Source organism: Micromonospora sp. NPDC051296, assembly GCF_040682255.1.
GTDB classification, from domain to species: domain Bacteria; phylum Actinomycetota; class Actinomycetes; order Mycobacteriales; family Micromonosporaceae; genus Micromonospora; species Micromonospora craterilacus.
Window position 1 is genome coordinate 1 of record NZ_JBFBAO010000036.1, and the last position, 15107, is coordinate 15107.

A 15107-nucleotide genomic window follows, 5' to 3' on the forward strand; every position below is an offset into this window, starting at 1 on the left:
CCGGGTGGTGGTGGCGGATCTGGCCGATCCGCTGCCCGCCGGAAGGTACGACGCCGTGGTCAGCGCGCTGGCCATCCATCACCTGGACGACGCCGGCAAGCGCGATCTCTACCGGCGGGTGGCGGCTGCGCTGGTGCCCGGTGGGGTCTTCGTCAACGCGGAACAGGTCGCCGGGCCGACTCCGGATCTGAACCGGCGCTACCACGAGGTCTGGCTGGCGCAGATCACCGCGCTGGGCTCGGACGCCGCCGAGATCGCCGCCGCCGAGCAGCGGATGGCGTACGACCGGCCGGCGACCGTCGGGGAGCAGTGTCGCTGGCTGGACGAGGCCGGCCTGGTGGACGTCGACTGCTTCTTCAAGGCGTGGCGGTTCGCGGTCTTCGGCGGGCGCGCCCCGGCCGCCGACCGGGACGCGGCCGGGCTGGGCGGCGCGAGGGTATTCGGGGGATGACTGAGGGTCATACCGATGGGTAATCTGTCTGGCATGACAGCCAAGGTGACTCTGTCGTTCTCCGACGAGACGATCGCGGAAGCCCGGCGGTTCGCCAAGCGCGAGGGGCTCTCGCTCTCCGCCTGGATGGATCAGGCGGCCCGGGAGAAGGCGCTGCGTGAGGTCTTCGCCGCGCACGCCGCCGCCATCGGGCGTGCCGGGCTGGATCTGGAGTCCGCCTCCCTGGCCGATGCCCGAGAGGTGGGCATGGTCGACGACCTGCTCTTCGGCGGTCGCCGGCGTGCTGCGTAGGGGTGAGGTCTGGCAGATCGACGGCGCCCGGGAGCGGCTCGGGCTGGTGATCAGCTCAGACGTCTACAACTCCACCGCGGTGCCCATCGTGATCGTGGCCGAGGTGGTCGAGGCCGCGTTGCTGCGCGACTCGCCCCTGGCGGTGCCGATGGGGGGCTGGGTGGTGATGCCTGACCGGCTATCGTCGCCGATGAAGAAGTGGTTCACCGAGTGTGTGGACGTGACCGACGTCGAGACCATGCGGCGGGTCGACCGGGCGTTGCGCATCCTCCAGCAGCTCTGACCGGCTCGCTGGCGCGCCCACCGGACCCCGTTTTGACCGGCCGGTGGGGCTGCGGGTATCGTTGCCTGCTGTTGTACGACATCTGTGGGCGTGCCGCCTGAGGTACGCTTGGTCGTTCGTGCGCGCTGGTCCGGCCGGAACCCTGGTCACCTCGGCGCGCTACCCCAGACCGACGACGAGACAAGGTAGACCTGTGCGTACGTACAGCCCGAAGCCGGGTGAGATCGAGCGTCAGTGGCACGTCATCGACGCCTCTGATGTCGTGCTGGGCCGCCTGGCCACCCACGCCGCCACGCTGCTGCGGGGCAAGCACAAGCCGACTTTCGCGCCGCACGTCGACACGGGCGACTTCGTCGTCATCGTGAACGCGGGCAAGGTCGCGCTGACCGGCAACAAGCGTCAGCAGAAGATCGCCTACCGCCACTCCGGCTACCCGGGCGGCCTGAAGCAGGTCGGCTACGAGGAGCTGCTCACCAAGCGCCCCGAGCGGGCCATCGAGCTCGCCGTCAAGGGGATGCTCCCGCACAACAAGCTCGGTCGTCAGCTCATCAAGAAGCTGAAGGTCTACGCCGGTGCCGAGCACCCGCACGGCGCACAGCAGCCGGTGCCGTTCGAGATCAAGCAGATCGCGCAGTGAGCGCGGGCGAAGGAATCAGCATGACCGACATCACCGCCACCGAGGTCGCCCCCGAGGCCACCGAGGCGCCGGCGCCCGTCGCCCGCGCGCCTCGTGGTGACCGCCCGATCCAGACCGTGGGTCGGCGCAAGGAGGCCATCGTCCGGGTTCGCATCGTGCCGGGCTCCGGCAAGATCACCTGCAACGGGCGTGACCTGGAGGCCTACTTCCCGAGCAAGGTGCACCAGCAGCTGATCAAGGACCCGCTGGTCACCGCCGAGAAGGCCGAGTCGTTCGACGTCATCGCCAACCTGCGTGGCGGCGGCACCACCGGCCAGGCCGGTGCGCTGCGGCTGGCCATCGCCCGGGCGCTGATCGTCAACGAGCCGGACGACCGCCCGGCCCTGAAGAAGGCCGGCTTCCTGACCCGTGACGCCCGGGTCAAGGAGAGCAAGAAGTACGGCCTCAAGAAGGCCCGTAAGGCTCCCCAGTACTCGAAGCGCTGATCTCCAGCCGCACCTTGTACTTCTGACGGACGGCCGGTCCGCCTCCCCTCAACCGGGGAGGTGGGCCGGCCGTTTCGCTTTCTCCTTTATCGGCAGTTTCATCGGAGGTTGGCGGGTATGGGCCGGTTGTTCGGCACGGACGGGGTACGCGGGCGGGCGAACGCCGACCTCACCCCGGAGTTGGCACTCTCGGTGGCCGTCGCGGCCGCCCACACCCTCGCCGAGTCGGACCGCAGCCATGCGCCGCTGGCCGTGGTCGGCCGGGACACCCGGGCCAGCGGCGAGATGCTGGAGGCGGCCGTGGTGGCCGGGCTGACCAGCGCTGGTGCCACCGTCGTCCGGGTCGGCGTGCTGCCCACCCCGGCCGTGGCGTTCCTCACCGCGGAGGCCAAGGCGGACCTCGGGGTGATGCTGTCGGCCTCGCACAACCCGATGCCCGACAACGGGATCAAGCTCTTCGCGTCGGGTGGGCACAAGCTGCCGGACGAGATCGAGATGCGGATCGAGGCGGCTATCGAGGCCAACGCCACCACCGCCTGGGAGCGCCCGATCGGCGCGGGAGTGGGCCGTGTGCACGACCTGCTCGACGGTGCCGATCACTACGTGCAGCACCTCGTCGGCACGGTGCCGCACCGCCTCGACGGAATCAAGGTCGTGGTCGACTGCGCGAACGGCGCCGCCGCCGAGGTGGCTCCGACGGCGTACCGGGAGGCTGGCGCCGAGGTGATCGCGATCAACGCCGAGCCGGACGGGCTCAACATCAACGACGACTGCGGGTCGAACCACATCGGCGCCCTGCGCCAGGCCGTGGTGGAGCACGGCGCGCACCTGGGCATCGCGCACGACGGCGACGCCGACCGCTGCGTCGCGGTGACCGCCGACGGCGACGAGGTCGACGGCGACCAGGTGATGGCGATCCTGGCCCTGGCCATGCGGGAGGCCGGCACGCTTACCGCGGACACGCTGGTGGCCACCGTGATGAGCAACCTCGGCCTACGGCTGGCCATGTCCGCCGAGGGCATCCGGCTGGTCGAGACCAAGGTCGGCGACCGGTACGTGCTGGAGGAACTGCGCGGCTCCGGGCTGGCCCTGGGCGGCGAGCAGAGTGGGCACATCGTCATGCCGGCGTATGCCACCACCGGCGACGGGGTGTTGACCGGGCTGCACCTGATGGCCCGGATGGCGGCCACCGGCCGGTCCCTGGCGGATCTCGCGGCTGTGCTCACCAAGCTGCCGCAGGTGCTGATCAACGTGCCGGTCGGCGACCGCACCGTCGGCGCCGCCGCCCCGGCCGTACGCGCCGAGGTCGAGCGCGCCGAGGCCGAGCTGGGCGAGACCGGGCGGGTGCTGTTGCGCCCGTCGGGCACCGAGCCGCTGGTCCGGGTGATGGTCGAGGCCGCCACCGAGGCGACGGCCCGCGAGGTGGCCGAGCGGATCGCCGACCAGGTCCGCACGGCCAGCCCGGCCTGACCGACGCGGCACGGACCGCGCCCCCGCCGCCCAGGCTGCTCGTCATTCCTCGGCGAGCAGCCGCGCGAGCGGGAGCCGGCGGAGCAGGACCGCCGGCACGAGCGCGGCCAGGCAGCTGACCACGATGCCGGCGGCCGCGGTGGCGAGGGCCACCAGCAGCAGGCCGCCGGGCAGTGAGCCGATCAGGGCGACCGTGCCGAGCAGGCCCAGCAGGGCTCCGGTGGTGGCGCCGAGCACGCCGAGCGCGAGACCTTCGTAGCCGACCAGCCGGCTTAGCGTCCGGTCGGTCCAGCCGACCGCGTGCAGCGTGGCCAGTTCGGCGGCCCGGTCGCGGATGCCGAGGTAGAGCACGTCGGCGACGGCGGCGGTGCCGAGCAGCACCGTCGCGACCGCGGCCACCAGGTCCGGGCTGCGGACGCTGAGCGAGATCGCGTCTCCCAGCAGGCTGCCGACCACCGCCCCTTGGAAGGCGTACGTGACTGCGCCGACCAGGGTCAGTGCGGCGACGCCGATCGCCAGGGCTGCCGCGCCGAGCAGGGTCCGCCCGGGCGTACGGGCGAGGTTGATGAGGGCCAACCGGAGCACGGTGTGCGGCCGACCCGCTCGGCGGGCCTCCGCGACCGCCGGTCGCAGCGCGGCGGCCGGATGCGCGCGATTTGCCCGCAGCGCGGGCACCAGGCCCGCGACCAGCGCCAGCAGCAGCGCCACCGGGATCGCGAGAACGGCCCGCCAGCCGACGTCGATCCCGAGCGCGGCGGCTGTCGGGATCGCGAGGGCGAGGGAGAGCAGCCCGGCGACGAGCCCGAGCACGGCCACCTCGCCGAGAATGAGCAGGCTGATCCGTCGCGCCGGCCAGCCGAGGCAGGCGAGCACGGCCAACTCCGACCTGCGGTCCCGGACCGCCGCCGCGACCGCGTTGCCGAGGAAGAGCGCGCAGACGACCAGGACGAGCAGGAAGAGCAGCACGCTCTTGCGGTCGACGGCCTGCACGATGACGGATGCGACCCCGAGGGCGGACCAGTTCTCGGTCAGGCGCAGCTCGGGGCGGCCGAACGATCCGGCTGGCAGTTCGACGGTCTGCGGGGCGGGGGAGGAACCGAGCGTGATGTCCACGTCGAGGCCGGTGGCCTCGGCGATCCGCTGCGCCACCAGGCGGACCTGTTCGGCGGAGAGCTCGCTGTAGCCGTCGACGTCCTCGACCCGTACCCGGATGGCGCTGATCGGCGCGTCGCGTTGCGGGCCGGTCTCGTGCTTCAGGAGCTTCGGCAGGGAGGCGAGGTTCGTCAGCAGGAACGGCGGGGTGCTGAAGTAGCCGGCGGGGTTGCCGCTCGGCAGCAATGGTTGACCGCCGAGCGCCGCCCGGCTGGGCTCGTCCGCTCCCTCGGCCGCGGGCGCCTCGTACGTCTCCAACGGCACCCGGGACAGGTCGGCGAACTGGGTCAGCCGCTCCGGGTCGAAGACGCCGACCGCCCGCCACCCGGGGTAGAGCGTAAACGGGTCGTTGGGGAGCTTCAGTTGGTGCAGCGGGCGGAACGAGACGTCCGCGCTGAGCCAGGGCACCGGTATCGAGGCCTCCTTTTCCAGCGCCCACGCCCCGGGGTCGGGCTTGACGGTCCGGGGCCGCAGCCCGCCGTCCGGCAGCAGGTCATAGCTGAGCTGGCCCGCCTGTACCAAGGGCCAAAGAGCGCCGCCGCGGCCGTCCTGCACCTCTGCTGCCAACTGTGTGCGGTGGGCGGTGTTGACGTCCAGCCGGAGAGATCCGGCGGGTGTCCGGTCGGTCGCCGCCAGCGCCCGGGCCAGCGCGGCGGCGGAGAGGCCGGCCACTCGCTCGGGGTGGAGTCGGGAGAGGGAGACCGCGACGCTTCCGTCCACGTACGGTCGGTTGGTGACGAGAACTGGGAATTCCCGATTCTGCCAATTGGGCACGTCGTGCGGCAGGTCGTCGGTGCGGAGTTCCCGGCCCGCCACGACGGCGCCGGAAAGCCCGACCAGGCGCTCCTCGGCCGGCGGGTCGACGGCCGCGAGCAGGAACGGCACGTACCAGGAGATGCGGACCACGAGCCTGTCCTCGACGATCCTTTCCGGCTCCGGGCCCTGCTCGCCGTGCATGAAGAACGACTGCTCGAACCGTCCGTCCGGGAGCAGCCGGACGGCCAGGAAATTGCCCTCCTCCACATCGGCGCGAGTGGTGCCGTAGCCGGCGTCAACCTCGGGTGGTACGCAGATCGCTTCGGTCCGTCCGTCCGGGAGGATTTCCAGGGGCACCGCTCCGAAGCCCCCCGCGCACCGGCCCGCCGGGTAGTCCTTGCCGTTGCTGTGCCGGACCGGAGCCGAGCCGGGTTCCGGAGCGGATTCCGGGTGGACCACCTCGTTCCGCGTCAGGTAGACGTGGTGCGGACGGGCCGTCGCGCGGGACAGCCCCCGCTCGGCGGTGAAGGTCGGATCGAGCCGGATGACCTGGCGTTCGGCGTCGGGATCCACCGCGGCGCTCACGTCGACATCCAACGCCACCCCCCGGATGGAGTAGCCGAGCATGGCGATCGGCGCCGCGACCTGTACGCCGGCAACGCCGGCGACCTGCCGATACTGGGCCAGCGTGATGCCGCCGAAGAGCCCGGAGAGGTAGTTGGGCTGCACCAACCCGCGCTCGACCTCCTGCGCGGTCCGGCTGCCCTGCGGCCGGACCAGGATGTCGTACGCGGCCGGGCTGTTGCGCTCGACCACCCCGATCACCTCGAGCCGGGACGCGGTCGTGCTACCGGTGAGCACGATGAAGCTGGTGGTCGCGACCAGTGCGCCGAGCATCAGGGCCACCGACCGTCCGGCCCGGCCGCGTAGCTGGCGCCAGATGAAACCGAGCATGTCGTCTTGCCTCCCCGTCGCGTTCCTGTTCGTCGAGCCGAGTTAGAGGCGCAGGCGGGACGCCCGGTCGAAGGTCTGGGCGGGATCCTCGCCGTCGGTGAGGTCGACGTCCTCCACGATCCGGCCGTCGCCGAGGCGGATCAGCCGGTCGCAGCGGGCAGCGATGGCCCGTTCATGGGTGGCGAGCAGGATGGTCATCCCGTGCCGGTCGCGCAGATCGAGCAGCAGGTCGAGGATCTGTGCCCCGGTGGTCGAGTCCAGGTTGCCCGTCGGCTCGTCGGCGAGCAGCAGCCGGGGCTCGCCCATCAACGCCCGGGCGATGGCGACCCGCTGCTGCTGACCGCCGGAGAGCTGTGCGGGCAGCGCCCTTTCCCGGCCCGCCAGGCCGACCGCGTCGAGCAAGTCGCGGGCGCGCGCCGCGTGGTCGGCCCGCCCCCGCCTGGGCAGCACCGGCGCGATCACGTTGTCCAGCACGGTCAGCGCCGGTAGCAGGTGGTAGCGCTGGAAGACGAAGCCGACCCGTTGGCGGTAGCGGGCCAGCGCGGACCGGCCGAGCGCGCTGATCTCCAGGTCGTCCACCGTCACGGTGCCCTCGTCGGCCTGCTCGATCGCGCCGATCAGGTGCAGCAGGGTGGACTTGCCGGATCCGCTCGGTCCACTCAGCGCCACCACCGTGCCGGCGGCCACATCCAGGGACACATCGTCGATCGCGGTCAGCCGCTCGGTGCCGGTGCGGAACTGCCGGATCAGTCCGCTGGTGCGCACCGTGCTGCCAGTGATTTCATCCATCGTCACTCCTTCCGGTTGGCGCACGCGACGGCGGTGACCCAGGGTGAGTGTGGCGACCGCGATGGCCAGCGCGGCCACGCCGAGCAGAGGGTGCGCTCGGGGGCGGCGGGCGTTGGCCACCCCGAGCGACCAGGCCCGGCAACGTACCGTCCCCCGATGAACCGCAAGATGTCGTGCCTCCCCGTGTGCTGCATCACACTGTGCGCGATACATTGTCACAATGCAAGGCTGGAATGGAGGAGACGGTGGCGATCCAGCACGCGGTCCTTGCCCTGCTGGCTCGTGGGCCCGGCTACGGCTACGAGTTGAAGGGCGCCTTCGAGGCGGCGGTCGGCCCGCAGTGGGGGCCGCTGAACATCGGGCACCTCTACCAGATCCTGGAGCGGCTCTCCCGAGACGGGCTGGTGGTCGCCGAGCGGCAGGCCCAGCCGGTCAAGCCGGACCGGGTGGTCTACGAGATCACCGCCGACGGGCGCGCTGAGCTGGAGCGCTGGCTCACCGAGCCGAGCCCGCGCAGCGGTGGCTTCCGGGACGACTTCTTCCTCAAGGTCACCGCTGCCGCCCGATCCGGTTCCCCCGAGTCGGTACGGGCGGTGTTGAGCAACCAACGCGGGCATCTCATGCGCGAGCTGCGCAACCTCGACGGGCTGCGCCGACGCGCGGGCGATCCCGTGGTCGGGCTGCTGCTCGCCGCCGCGAGTCGGCACGTCGAAGCGGACCTCGCCTTCGTCGACGACGCCGAGTCGGTCCTGCTGGCCGGGGGCGGCGAGGTGCTCGCCGCCCTCGCTGCCGAGGCGCGGACGGCCCGGGCGGACGGCACCGGCGCGACCCGGGCCGCCGGCTGACCACGCCCAACCCGCCCGGCCTGGTCGGCACCCCCGGCCCGGCCGCCGTCAGGCCGGCGAAACCCGACGCAGAAAGCGTTCCGCCAGCTCCGTCACCTGGTCGGCGTCCAGCTTCAGGGCCGGCTCGGCCACCGTCACCTCGGCCATCGCCATGCCGGGCAGCTCGGTGGGCTGCCAGCCGCCGACGAACCACGCCTTCTCCTCTTCCGCGAGGGCGAGGTTGGCGTCGTTGAGGGCGTCCGCCGGGTGCGGCAGCCAGAGCCGGAACTGGTGGGTGTGCGGCGGTGCCGGATGCACCCGCGCGCCGGGCAGGGCGGCCAGCGCCTCCGCCACGTTCCGGGCGTGCGCGACGTAGCCGGCCAGTCGGGGTAGCTCGTGGTCCAGCCCGTGTAGGGCGGCGAGGGCGGCGGGCCACTGCTGGAACAGGGTGCCGCCGTAGCGGTGCCGCCAGGCGCGCGCGTACCGGACCAGGTCGGCGCCACCGGCCAGCGCCGCACCCGAGATGCCGCCGAGGGACTTGTAGAACGAGACGTAGGTGCTGTCGGCCAGGGCGGCGATCTCCGCCGTCGAGTGCCCCAGATGGACGGTGGACTCCCAGATCCGGGCGCCGTCCAGGTGCACCCGGGCGCCCCGGTCGCGGGCCGCGTCGACCGTGGCGACCAGCTCGTCCCAGGTGGGCAGGACGAAGCCGGCGTCGCGCAGCGGCAGCTCGAGCAGCAGGGTGCCGATCGGCTCGTCGAGCGCGGCCACCTCCTCGGCGGTCGGGTTGCGCGGCGCACCCGTGGTGCGGACCGCGCGCAATCCGCCGAGCACGGCGTACGCGTCCCGCTCGTGCAGGAGCGGGTGGCTCAGCGGGTGCAGGCCGACGGCGTCGGAGCCGGTCAACTCGGCGCCGTAGCGCATGGCCACCTGCTGGGCCATGGTGCCGGTGGGGAAGAAGGCCGCGGCCTCGGTCCCGAGCAGCTCGGCGACCCGGTGCTCCAGCGCGGCCACCGCCCCGCCCTCGCCGTAGAAGTCGGGCAGCGGGTCGTCGTCGGCCCGCGCTCGGATCGCGTCGAGCTGCTCGGCGACCGAGACCGGCCGGGCCGCGGAGAGCACGGTGTCGCAGCCGCGCAACGCGGTCAGCCGGCGGACCCGCTCGGCGTACGGGTCGGTCATCGGTTCTCCTCCGCTCGGCGCAGCCGGGACACCGCCTCGGTGAGCACCTCGGGGCGTTTGCAGAACGCGAACCGGACCAGTCGCCGGCCGGCCTCGGGATCGTCGTAGAAGACCTGGGTGGGTACGGCCACCACGCCGCAGCGCTCGGGCAGCGAGCGGCAGAACTCGACGCCGTCGGCGCCGCCGAGCGCGGTGATGTCGGCGGTGACGAAGTACGTCCCCTCCGGCGTGAGCACCTCGAAACCGGCGTCGGTGAGCCCGCCGACCAACTGGTCCCGCCGGGCCTGGAGGTCGGCGCGGAAATCGGTGAAGTACGCGTCGGGCAGGGCGAGCGCCACCGCGACCGCCGGTTGCAGGGGCGCGGCGTTGACGAAGGTGAGGAACTGCTTGACCCGGAGCACCGCGGCGACCAGCGCCGCCGGGCCGCTCGCCCAGCCCACCTTCCAGCCGGTGCAGGAGAAGGTCTTGCCGGCCGAGGAGATCCGCAGTGTCCGCTCGCGCATCCCGGGCAGCGTCGCCAGCGGTACGTGCCGGCTCGCGGCGTCGGTGAAGACCAGGTGCTCGTACACCTCGTCGGTGACCGCGTACGCGCCGTGCTCCTGGCACAGCTCGGCGATCAGGGCCAGCTCGGCCGGGGTGAACACCTTGCCGGTCGGGTTGTGTGGCGAGTTCAGCAGCACCAGCCGGGTACGCGGGCCGAACGCGGCGCGCAGGGCGGCCGGGTCGAAGGCGTACCGCCCGTCGGGGCCGGGGTGCAGGGTGACCGGGCGCCGCACCGCTCCGGCCAGCGTGATCGAGGCGGCGTACGAGTCGTAGTACGGCTCGAAGCAGACCACCTCGTCACCCGGCTCGCAGAGGGCGAGCACCGCCGCGGCGATCGCCTCGGTGGCACCGGCGGTGATCACCACCTCGGTGTCCGGGTCGTACTCCAGGCCCCAGAACCGGCGCTGGTGCGCCGCCACGGCCGCCCGCAGTTCGGGGATGCCGGGGCCCGGCGGGTACTGGTTGCGACCGGAGCGCAGCGCCTCGGCCGCCGCGGCGAGCATCTCCGGCGGGCCGTCGGTGTCCGGAAAGCCCTGCCCGAGGTTCACCGCACCGGTGCGTACGGCGAGAGCGGACATCTCGGCGAAGATCGTCGTCCCGAACGGGCGCATCCGGCTCACCAGCGGGTCGACATCGGTGCTCGTCACGCCCGCCAGGGTACGGGTGCGAGCCGTCGCACCGCCCGGCCCCGGCTGCGTGCTTCGTGACCCGGATCACCCGCACCGCCTGATCGCTCAAATTTGGTGATTGTTTACCCGACTTTCGCGCATACACCGTGAGCGAAACTGGTTAAGCTGGCATTCATGTGTGGAATCGTGGGTTACGCCGGCGCCCGACCGGCACTCGGCATCGTGCTCGACGGCTTGCGGCGGCTGGAGTACCGCGGCTACGACTCGGCCGGCGTCGCCGTCGTCTGCGACGGTGAGCTGCTGACCGAGAAGAAGGCCGGCAAGCTGGCCAACCTGGAGAAGGTGCTTTCCGAGCGCGCCGCCGAGGACCCGAGCGGCTGTGGCGCCAGCCCGATCGGCATCGGCGACGGCACCACCGGCATCGGCCACACCCGGTGGGCCACCCACGGCGGCCCCACGGACCGCAACGCCCACCCGCACCTGTCGCCCGACGGCCGGGTCGCGGTGATCCACAACGGCATCATCGAGAACTTCGCCAAGCTCCGCGCCGAGCTGGAGGACGACGGCGTCCAGTTCGCCAGCGACACCGACACCGAGTGCGCCGCACACCTGCTCGCGAAGGCGCTGGCCGAGCTGCGGGCGGCCGGCCAGCCGGACAGCGCACAGCTGCTCGCCGCCGCCATGCAGGTGGTCTGCCAGCGGCTGGAGGGCGCGTTCACGCTGCTCGCCGTGGATTCTGCGGTGCCCGGCGCGGTGGTCGGCGCACGCCGCAACTCGCCGCTGGTGGTCGGCCGGGGGAACGGGGAGAACTACCTCGCCAGCGACGTCGCCGCCTTCATCGAACACACTCGCGACGCGGTCGAGCTGGGCCAGGACCAGATCGTCCTGATCACCGCCGACGCCATCCAGATCACCGACTTCGCCGGCCAGCCCGCCAGCGGCAAGGACTTCCACATCGACTGGGATTCCTCGGCCGCGGAAAAGGGCGGCTACGACTGGTTCATGCTCAAGGAGATCGAGGAGCAGCCGCAGGCCGTCGCGGACACGCTGCTCGGCCGGCTGACCGAGAGCGGCGAGATCATGCTCGACGAGGTCCGGCTCAGCGACCAGGATCTGCGCGACGTGGACAAGATCTTCATCGTCGCCTGCGGCACCGCGTACCACTCGGGCCTGGTGGCCAAGTACGCCATCGAGCACTGGACCCGGATCCCCTGCGAGGTGGAGCTGGCCAGCGAGTTCCGCTACCGCGACCCGGTGCTCGACCGGTCCACCCTGATCGTGGTGATCTCGCAGTCCGGCGAGACCATGGACACCCTGATGGCGCTGCGGCACGCCAAGGAGCAGAAGGCCCGGGTGCTGGCCATCTGCAACACCAACGGCTCCACCATCCCCCGGGAGTCCGACGCGGTGCTCTACACCCACGGTGGTCCGGAGATCGCGGTCGCCTCCACCAAGGCGTTCCTCACCCAGCTGGTCGCCTGCTACCTGATCGGTCTGCACCTGGCCCAGGTGCGCGGCATCAAGTTCGCCGACGAGGTGGCGGCCGTGGTCGAACAGCTCCACCAGATGCCGGGCAAGCTGCGTGAGCTGCTCGGGCGGATCGAGCCGGTCCGCGAGCTGGCCCGCGAGCTGAAGTCCGAGCCGACCGTGCTGTTCATCGGCCGGCACGTCGGCTACCCGGTGGCGCTGGAGGGGGCGCTGAAGCTCAAGGAGTTGGCGTACATGCACGCCGAGGGCTTCGCCGCCGGCGAGCTGAAGCACGGCCCGATCGCGCTGATCGACCAGGGCACCCCGGTGATCTGCGTGGTGCCGTCGCCGGTCGGCCGCGGACTGCTGCACGACAAGGTCGTCTCCAACATCCAGGAGGTACGCGCGCGTGGTGCCCGCACGATCGTGATCGCCGAGGAGGGCGACGAGTCCGTCGCCCGCTACGCCGACCACCTGATCTACGTGCCGCGCACGCCGACACTGCTCGCGCCGCTGGTGACCACCGTGCCGTTGCAGGTTTTCGCGGCCGAGATCGCCGCCGCCCGGGGACACGACGTCGACCAGCCGCGCAACCTCGCCAAGTCCGTTACCGTCGAGTAGCCGCCGGTCGGGCCGTGGCGGTCGGAAAGACTCGCCACGGCCCGCGGCCGGTGCACCGTCCGGCCCCCGAAGGGGCGGCGGACCGGGTCACTGGCCCAGCACTACCCGCGCCATGCCGTCGAGAGCCGGGTTGGCGGGATGCCAGTAGCCGGTGTGGCCGTACCGGCCGCTGGGGAACGTCCGGCCGCCGAAGCCCGGCTCGGCCGGGTCACGCCCGAACCAGCGTTCGTCGCCCGGCCCGGCCAGCAGCCCGGCGAGCGCGGTGATCGGGGAGGCACCGAGCACCGCCTGCCGGGCCAGGTCGCCCGGCGGGCGGGTCAGCCGGATCACGTCGTCCGGCGCGGTGCTGGCCCACACCTGGCTGGCCGGCAAACCCAGCTCGGACGCGTGCGCCACACCGACCCCGGGTGAGCCGAGGAAGACCAGCGCGTCCGCGGCGAGCCCGTGGTCGCGGGCGGTGGTGCCCACCACCAGCGACCCGTAGCTGTGCCCGAGCACGGTCTGCCGGGCCGCCGGCCCGTCGTGGGTGGCCCGCAGCCCCTCCTGGAACCGGTGCAGCGCGTCGCCGGCCGCGCGGGCCTGCCCGTCCCGGGCCGCCTCGTGAAGAAAGTCCGGAGCGTCGTAGTCCAGCCAGAGCACCGCCGAGGTCTCCTCGCCCGGCGCCAACTCGGCACAGCGGGACAGCACCCGGGCCGCCCGGCCCAACTCGCCGGTGGCGTCGTCGAGCCCGGCGGTCATTCCCGGCACGTAGGTGAACACACCGGCGGCCCGGTCCGGGTTGCCCAGCGCCACCACCGCCCGCCCCTCGCCGCCGACGTCCAGCCCGAGCAGGTAGGCCCGGGGCGTCTCGGGTGACGCCAGCCGGGCGGCGAGCGCGTCCAGGCCGGCCAGGGCGGCGTCAACGCGGCGCAGCCCGGTCACCTCGACCAGCCCGCGCGGTACCCGGGCCAGCAACTGCCCCCACTGCGCGAGCAGCGCCTCCCGCCGCGCGCCCAGCAGCAACCGGTTGGCCTGGTCGCGGGCGGCGGTGGGGATCCCGTCCAGCCGGCCGATCAGGTCGGGTTCGTACCCCACCAGCCAGCGTCGCTCGGCCGGAGTGAGCCCCGACCACCAGACGTTGACCAGCGCGGGGGCGGTGCCCGGCGCGGGCCGGCCCGGTGGCGGCCGGGCGACCCAGCCGGACCGGGCGGCCTCCGCCAGCTGCCCGAGACGGTCGGCGGCCTCCCGGTCGGCCGCCGCGGCCAAGTCGAGCGCGCCCCGGATGGCCGACGCCACTCCGACCACAGTGGGCCTGGCCCGGTCGGCCGGCACCCGGCCGGGATCGGGGCGCACCTGCCCCCACCGGTCCACCAGGACCCCCGCGGCGGCGGCCAGGGCCACGGCCGCCGCGAGTCGGGCCCGGGCGGCGGTCAGCCGGGCGGCGAACTCGGCGAGGATCTGGTCGGCCTCGATCGCGGCCGGAGCGAGCGTGAGCAGCTCGGCTCGCAGCCCGGCCAGCCGCGCCTCGGCCGACCCGGCGGCCCGGCCCGACCAGCCGGACCGCAGTGCCGCCGCGCCGGCCGTGAGCTCGCGCGCCCGCCGTTCGCCCAGGCCGATCAGGCTCGCCCAGGCCGTCCCGGTGGCCCGCCAGGCGGCCGGATCGGCCGCCCAGAGCTGGGCGTAGCCGACCTGTCCCGGTGCGGCGTGGGCGGCCCGCCCCGGCCCGATCATCGGGGCAGGGCGGACAACCGGGCGGCGGCCCGCGCGTCCACCGACTCGTACGCCACAGCGGCGGCGCGCACCGCGTCACCGGTGTCCGCCACCCGGGCACCGAGCCGTTCGGACCAGGCGTGCACGGCCGCCTCCAGGGTGGCCAGCGCCGCCGCCGTCGACCATTCCCGGGCCGGTGCCGCCAGCCCGGGCACGCCGGCCAGCCCGTTAGCCAGCCGGTGGCCGGTGTCGCCAAGCGACCACCCGACTCGGCGCAGCACCTCCGGTCGCACGGTCAACTCGTCCTCGGCCATCGGCCCTCCCCGTACCCGGCACCCCCGACCCGGGCGACGCTAGGTGGCACCCGAGGGTGCGAGACGGCCCTGTGGACAACCGGCGGCGGGCGTACTCCGAGGTTGTCCACAGCCGTTGCCCGGTGCGCTCCCGGCGGGCTATCTTGCGGCTCGCGCGCCGGTAGGGTGGGCCGAGTGATCGTTGCTGTCGGCATCGATGTCGTGCTGGTCGACCGGTTCGCCCGGGCGCTGGCTCGCACGCCGCTGCTTGCCGACCGGCTGTTCACGGAGGCCGAGCGGTACACGACCGCCGGCAATCCGCGGTCGCCCGAGTCGATGGCCGCCCGCTTCGCGGCCAAGGAGGCGGTGGCCAAGGCGCTCGGCGCTCCGGCCGGGCTCAGCTGGCACGACTGCGAGATCGTGGCGGATCCGGACGGTCGGCCCTGGCTGACCGTCTCGGGCACGGTCGCCGCGGCGGCCACCGAACGGGGTATCAATCGTTGGCATCTCTCGCTGTCGCACGACGGCGGGATCGCCTCCGCGATGGTGGTGGCGGAGCGCTGAGCGTCGGACGCGCCCGGGGCGCGGGGAACG

General features: G+C 73.0%; 15 protein-coding genes. 9 read left to right on the plus strand and 6 right to left on the minus strand.

All coding sequences use genetic code 11. The annotated features are described in order from the left end of the window. From AB0M52_RS06450 to glmM, 6 genes are all read left to right on the plus strand, one after another. Positions 1-451: class I SAM-dependent methyltransferase (locus AB0M52_RS06450; RefSeq protein WP_363949696.1), on the plus strand; the 451-nt coding region annotated here is incomplete at its 5' end. A 33-nt stretch (positions 452-484) separates the two neighbouring features. Beyond that, the gene (locus AB0M52_RS06455; protein WP_363949698.1) at positions 485-742 is read left to right on the plus strand and encodes a DUF6364 family protein; all 258 of its coding nucleotides are present in this window, start codon (positions 485-487) and stop codon (positions 740-742) included. Then, positions 681-1025, plus strand: a complete 345-nt coding sequence (locus tag AB0M52_RS06460) for a type II toxin-antitoxin system PemK/MazF family toxin (RefSeq protein WP_363949701.1) — start codon at positions 681-683, stop codon at positions 1023-1025. Before AB0M52_RS06455 ends, AB0M52_RS06460 begins: the two co-directional genes overlap by 62 nt. 193 nt (positions 1026-1218) lie before the next feature. Beyond that, positions 1219-1662, plus strand: coding sequence for a 50S ribosomal protein L13 (rplM, locus tag AB0M52_RS06465; RefSeq protein WP_109946936.1), 444 nt, complete (start codon positions 1219-1221; stop codon positions 1660-1662). 20 nt (positions 1663-1682) lie between these two features. Then, positions 1683-2147, plus strand: a complete 465-nt coding sequence (gene rpsI / locus AB0M52_RS06470) for a 30S ribosomal protein S9 (protein ID WP_363949704.1) — start codon at positions 1683-1685, stop codon at positions 2145-2147. A 117-nt stretch (positions 2148-2264) separates the two neighbouring features. Beyond that, positions 2265-3617, plus strand: coding sequence for a phosphoglucosamine mutase (gene glmM, locus AB0M52_RS06475; RefSeq protein ID WP_363949707.1), 1353 nt, complete (start codon positions 2265-2267; stop codon positions 3615-3617). A 42-nt stretch (positions 3618-3659) separates the two neighbouring features. On the opposite strand, the gene AB0M52_RS06480 is transcribed toward glmM, so the two are convergent. Continuing rightward, the gene (locus tag AB0M52_RS06480; RefSeq protein WP_363949710.1) at positions 3660-6479 is read right to left on the minus strand and encodes an FtsX-like permease family protein; all 2820 of its coding nucleotides are present in this window, start codon (positions 6477-6479) and stop codon (positions 3660-3662) included. A gap of 42 nt (positions 6480-6521) precedes the next feature. Further along, entirely contained in the window at positions 6522-7268 is a 747-nt protein-coding gene (locus AB0M52_RS06485) for an ABC transporter ATP-binding protein (protein ID WP_363949713.1), read from the minus strand. A gap of 245 nt (positions 7269-7513) precedes the next feature. Here AB0M52_RS06485 and AB0M52_RS06490 point away from each other — a divergent pair, with 245 nt between their 5' ends. After that, positions 7514-8113 carry a helix-turn-helix transcriptional regulator gene (locus tag AB0M52_RS06490; RefSeq protein WP_363949716.1) on the plus strand — a complete coding sequence of 200 codons (600 nt, stop codon included), beginning with the start codon at positions 7514-7516 and terminating at the stop codon, positions 8111-8113. Between the two features lie 48 nt (positions 8114-8161). Here AB0M52_RS06490 and AB0M52_RS06495 read toward each other — a convergent pair whose 3' ends face one another. Continuing rightward, on the minus strand, positions 8162-9271 hold the full coding sequence (locus AB0M52_RS06495) for a beta-eliminating lyase-related protein (RefSeq protein WP_363949719.1): 1110 nt from the start codon (positions 9269-9271) through the stop codon (positions 8162-8164). Beyond that, entirely contained in the window at positions 9268-10461 is a 1194-nt protein-coding gene (locus AB0M52_RS06500; protein WP_363949721.1) for a pyridoxal phosphate-dependent aminotransferase, read from the minus strand. The genes AB0M52_RS06495 and AB0M52_RS06500 overlap by 4 nt, the downstream gene beginning before the upstream one ends. Positions 10462-10617: 156 nt before the next feature. Here AB0M52_RS06500 and glmS point away from each other — a divergent pair, with 156 nt between their 5' ends. Next, positions 10618-12531: a glutamine--fructose-6-phosphate transaminase (isomerizing) gene (glmS, locus tag AB0M52_RS06505; RefSeq protein WP_363949723.1), complete on the plus strand. Its 1914-nt coding sequence runs from the start codon at positions 10618-10620 to the stop codon at positions 12529-12531. Positions 12532-12618: 87 nt separating this feature from the next. Here glmS and AB0M52_RS06510 read toward each other — a convergent pair whose 3' ends face one another. After that, a complete protein-coding gene (locus tag AB0M52_RS06510) occupies positions 12619-14241 on the minus strand; it encodes an alpha/beta hydrolase (protein WP_363949725.1) in 1623 nt (540 codons plus the stop codon). Further along, complete coding sequence (locus AB0M52_RS06515; RefSeq protein WP_363949727.1) at positions 14238-14534, minus strand: type VII secretion target; 297 nt, start codon at positions 14532-14534, stop codon at positions 14238-14240. Before AB0M52_RS06515 ends, AB0M52_RS06510 begins: the two co-directional genes overlap by 4 nt. A 174-nt stretch (positions 14535-14708) precedes the next feature. Between AB0M52_RS06515 and AB0M52_RS06520 the strand changes: the two genes are divergently transcribed. Continuing rightward, positions 14709-15077, plus strand: coding sequence for a holo-ACP synthase (locus AB0M52_RS06520; protein WP_363949730.1), 369 nt, complete (start codon positions 14709-14711; stop codon positions 15075-15077). Positions 15078-15107 lie beyond the last annotated feature (30 nt).

Coding starts and splice junctions, on each gene's coding strand:
- AB0M52_RS06455 (WP_363949698.1), top strand. CDS start 485: ATGACAGCCAAGGTGACTCTGTCGTTCTCCGACGAGACGATCGCGGAA.
- AB0M52_RS06460 (WP_363949701.1), top strand. CDS start 681: ATGCCCGAGAGGTGGGCATGGTCGACGACCTGCTCTTCGGCGGTCGCC.
- AB0M52_RS06495 (WP_363949719.1), bottom strand. CDS start 9,271: ATGACCGACCCGTACGCCGAGCGGGTCCGCCGGCTGACCGCGTTGCGC.
- AB0M52_RS06485 (WP_363949713.1), bottom strand. CDS start 7,268: ATGGATGAAATCACTGGCAGCACGGTGCGCACCAGCGGACTGATCCGG.
- AB0M52_RS06480 (WP_363949710.1), bottom strand. CDS start 6,479: ATGCTCGGTTTCATCTGGCGCCAGCTACGCGGCCGGGCCGGACGGTCG.
- glmS (WP_363949723.1), top strand. CDS start 10,618: ATGTGTGGAATCGTGGGTTACGCCGGCGCCCGACCGGCACTCGGCATC.
- rpsI (WP_363949704.1), top strand. CDS start 1,683: ATGACCGACATCACCGCCACCGAGGTCGCCCCCGAGGCCACCGAGGCG.
- AB0M52_RS06515 (WP_363949727.1), bottom strand. CDS start 14,534: ATGGCCGAGGACGAGTTGACCGTGCGACCGGAGGTGCTGCGCCGAGTC.
- AB0M52_RS06510 (WP_363949725.1), bottom strand. CDS start 14,241: ATGATCGGGCCGGGGCGGGCCGCCCACGCCGCACCGGGACAGGTCGGC.
- glmM (WP_363949707.1), top strand. CDS start 2,265: ATGGGCCGGTTGTTCGGCACGGACGGGGTACGCGGGCGGGCGAACGCC.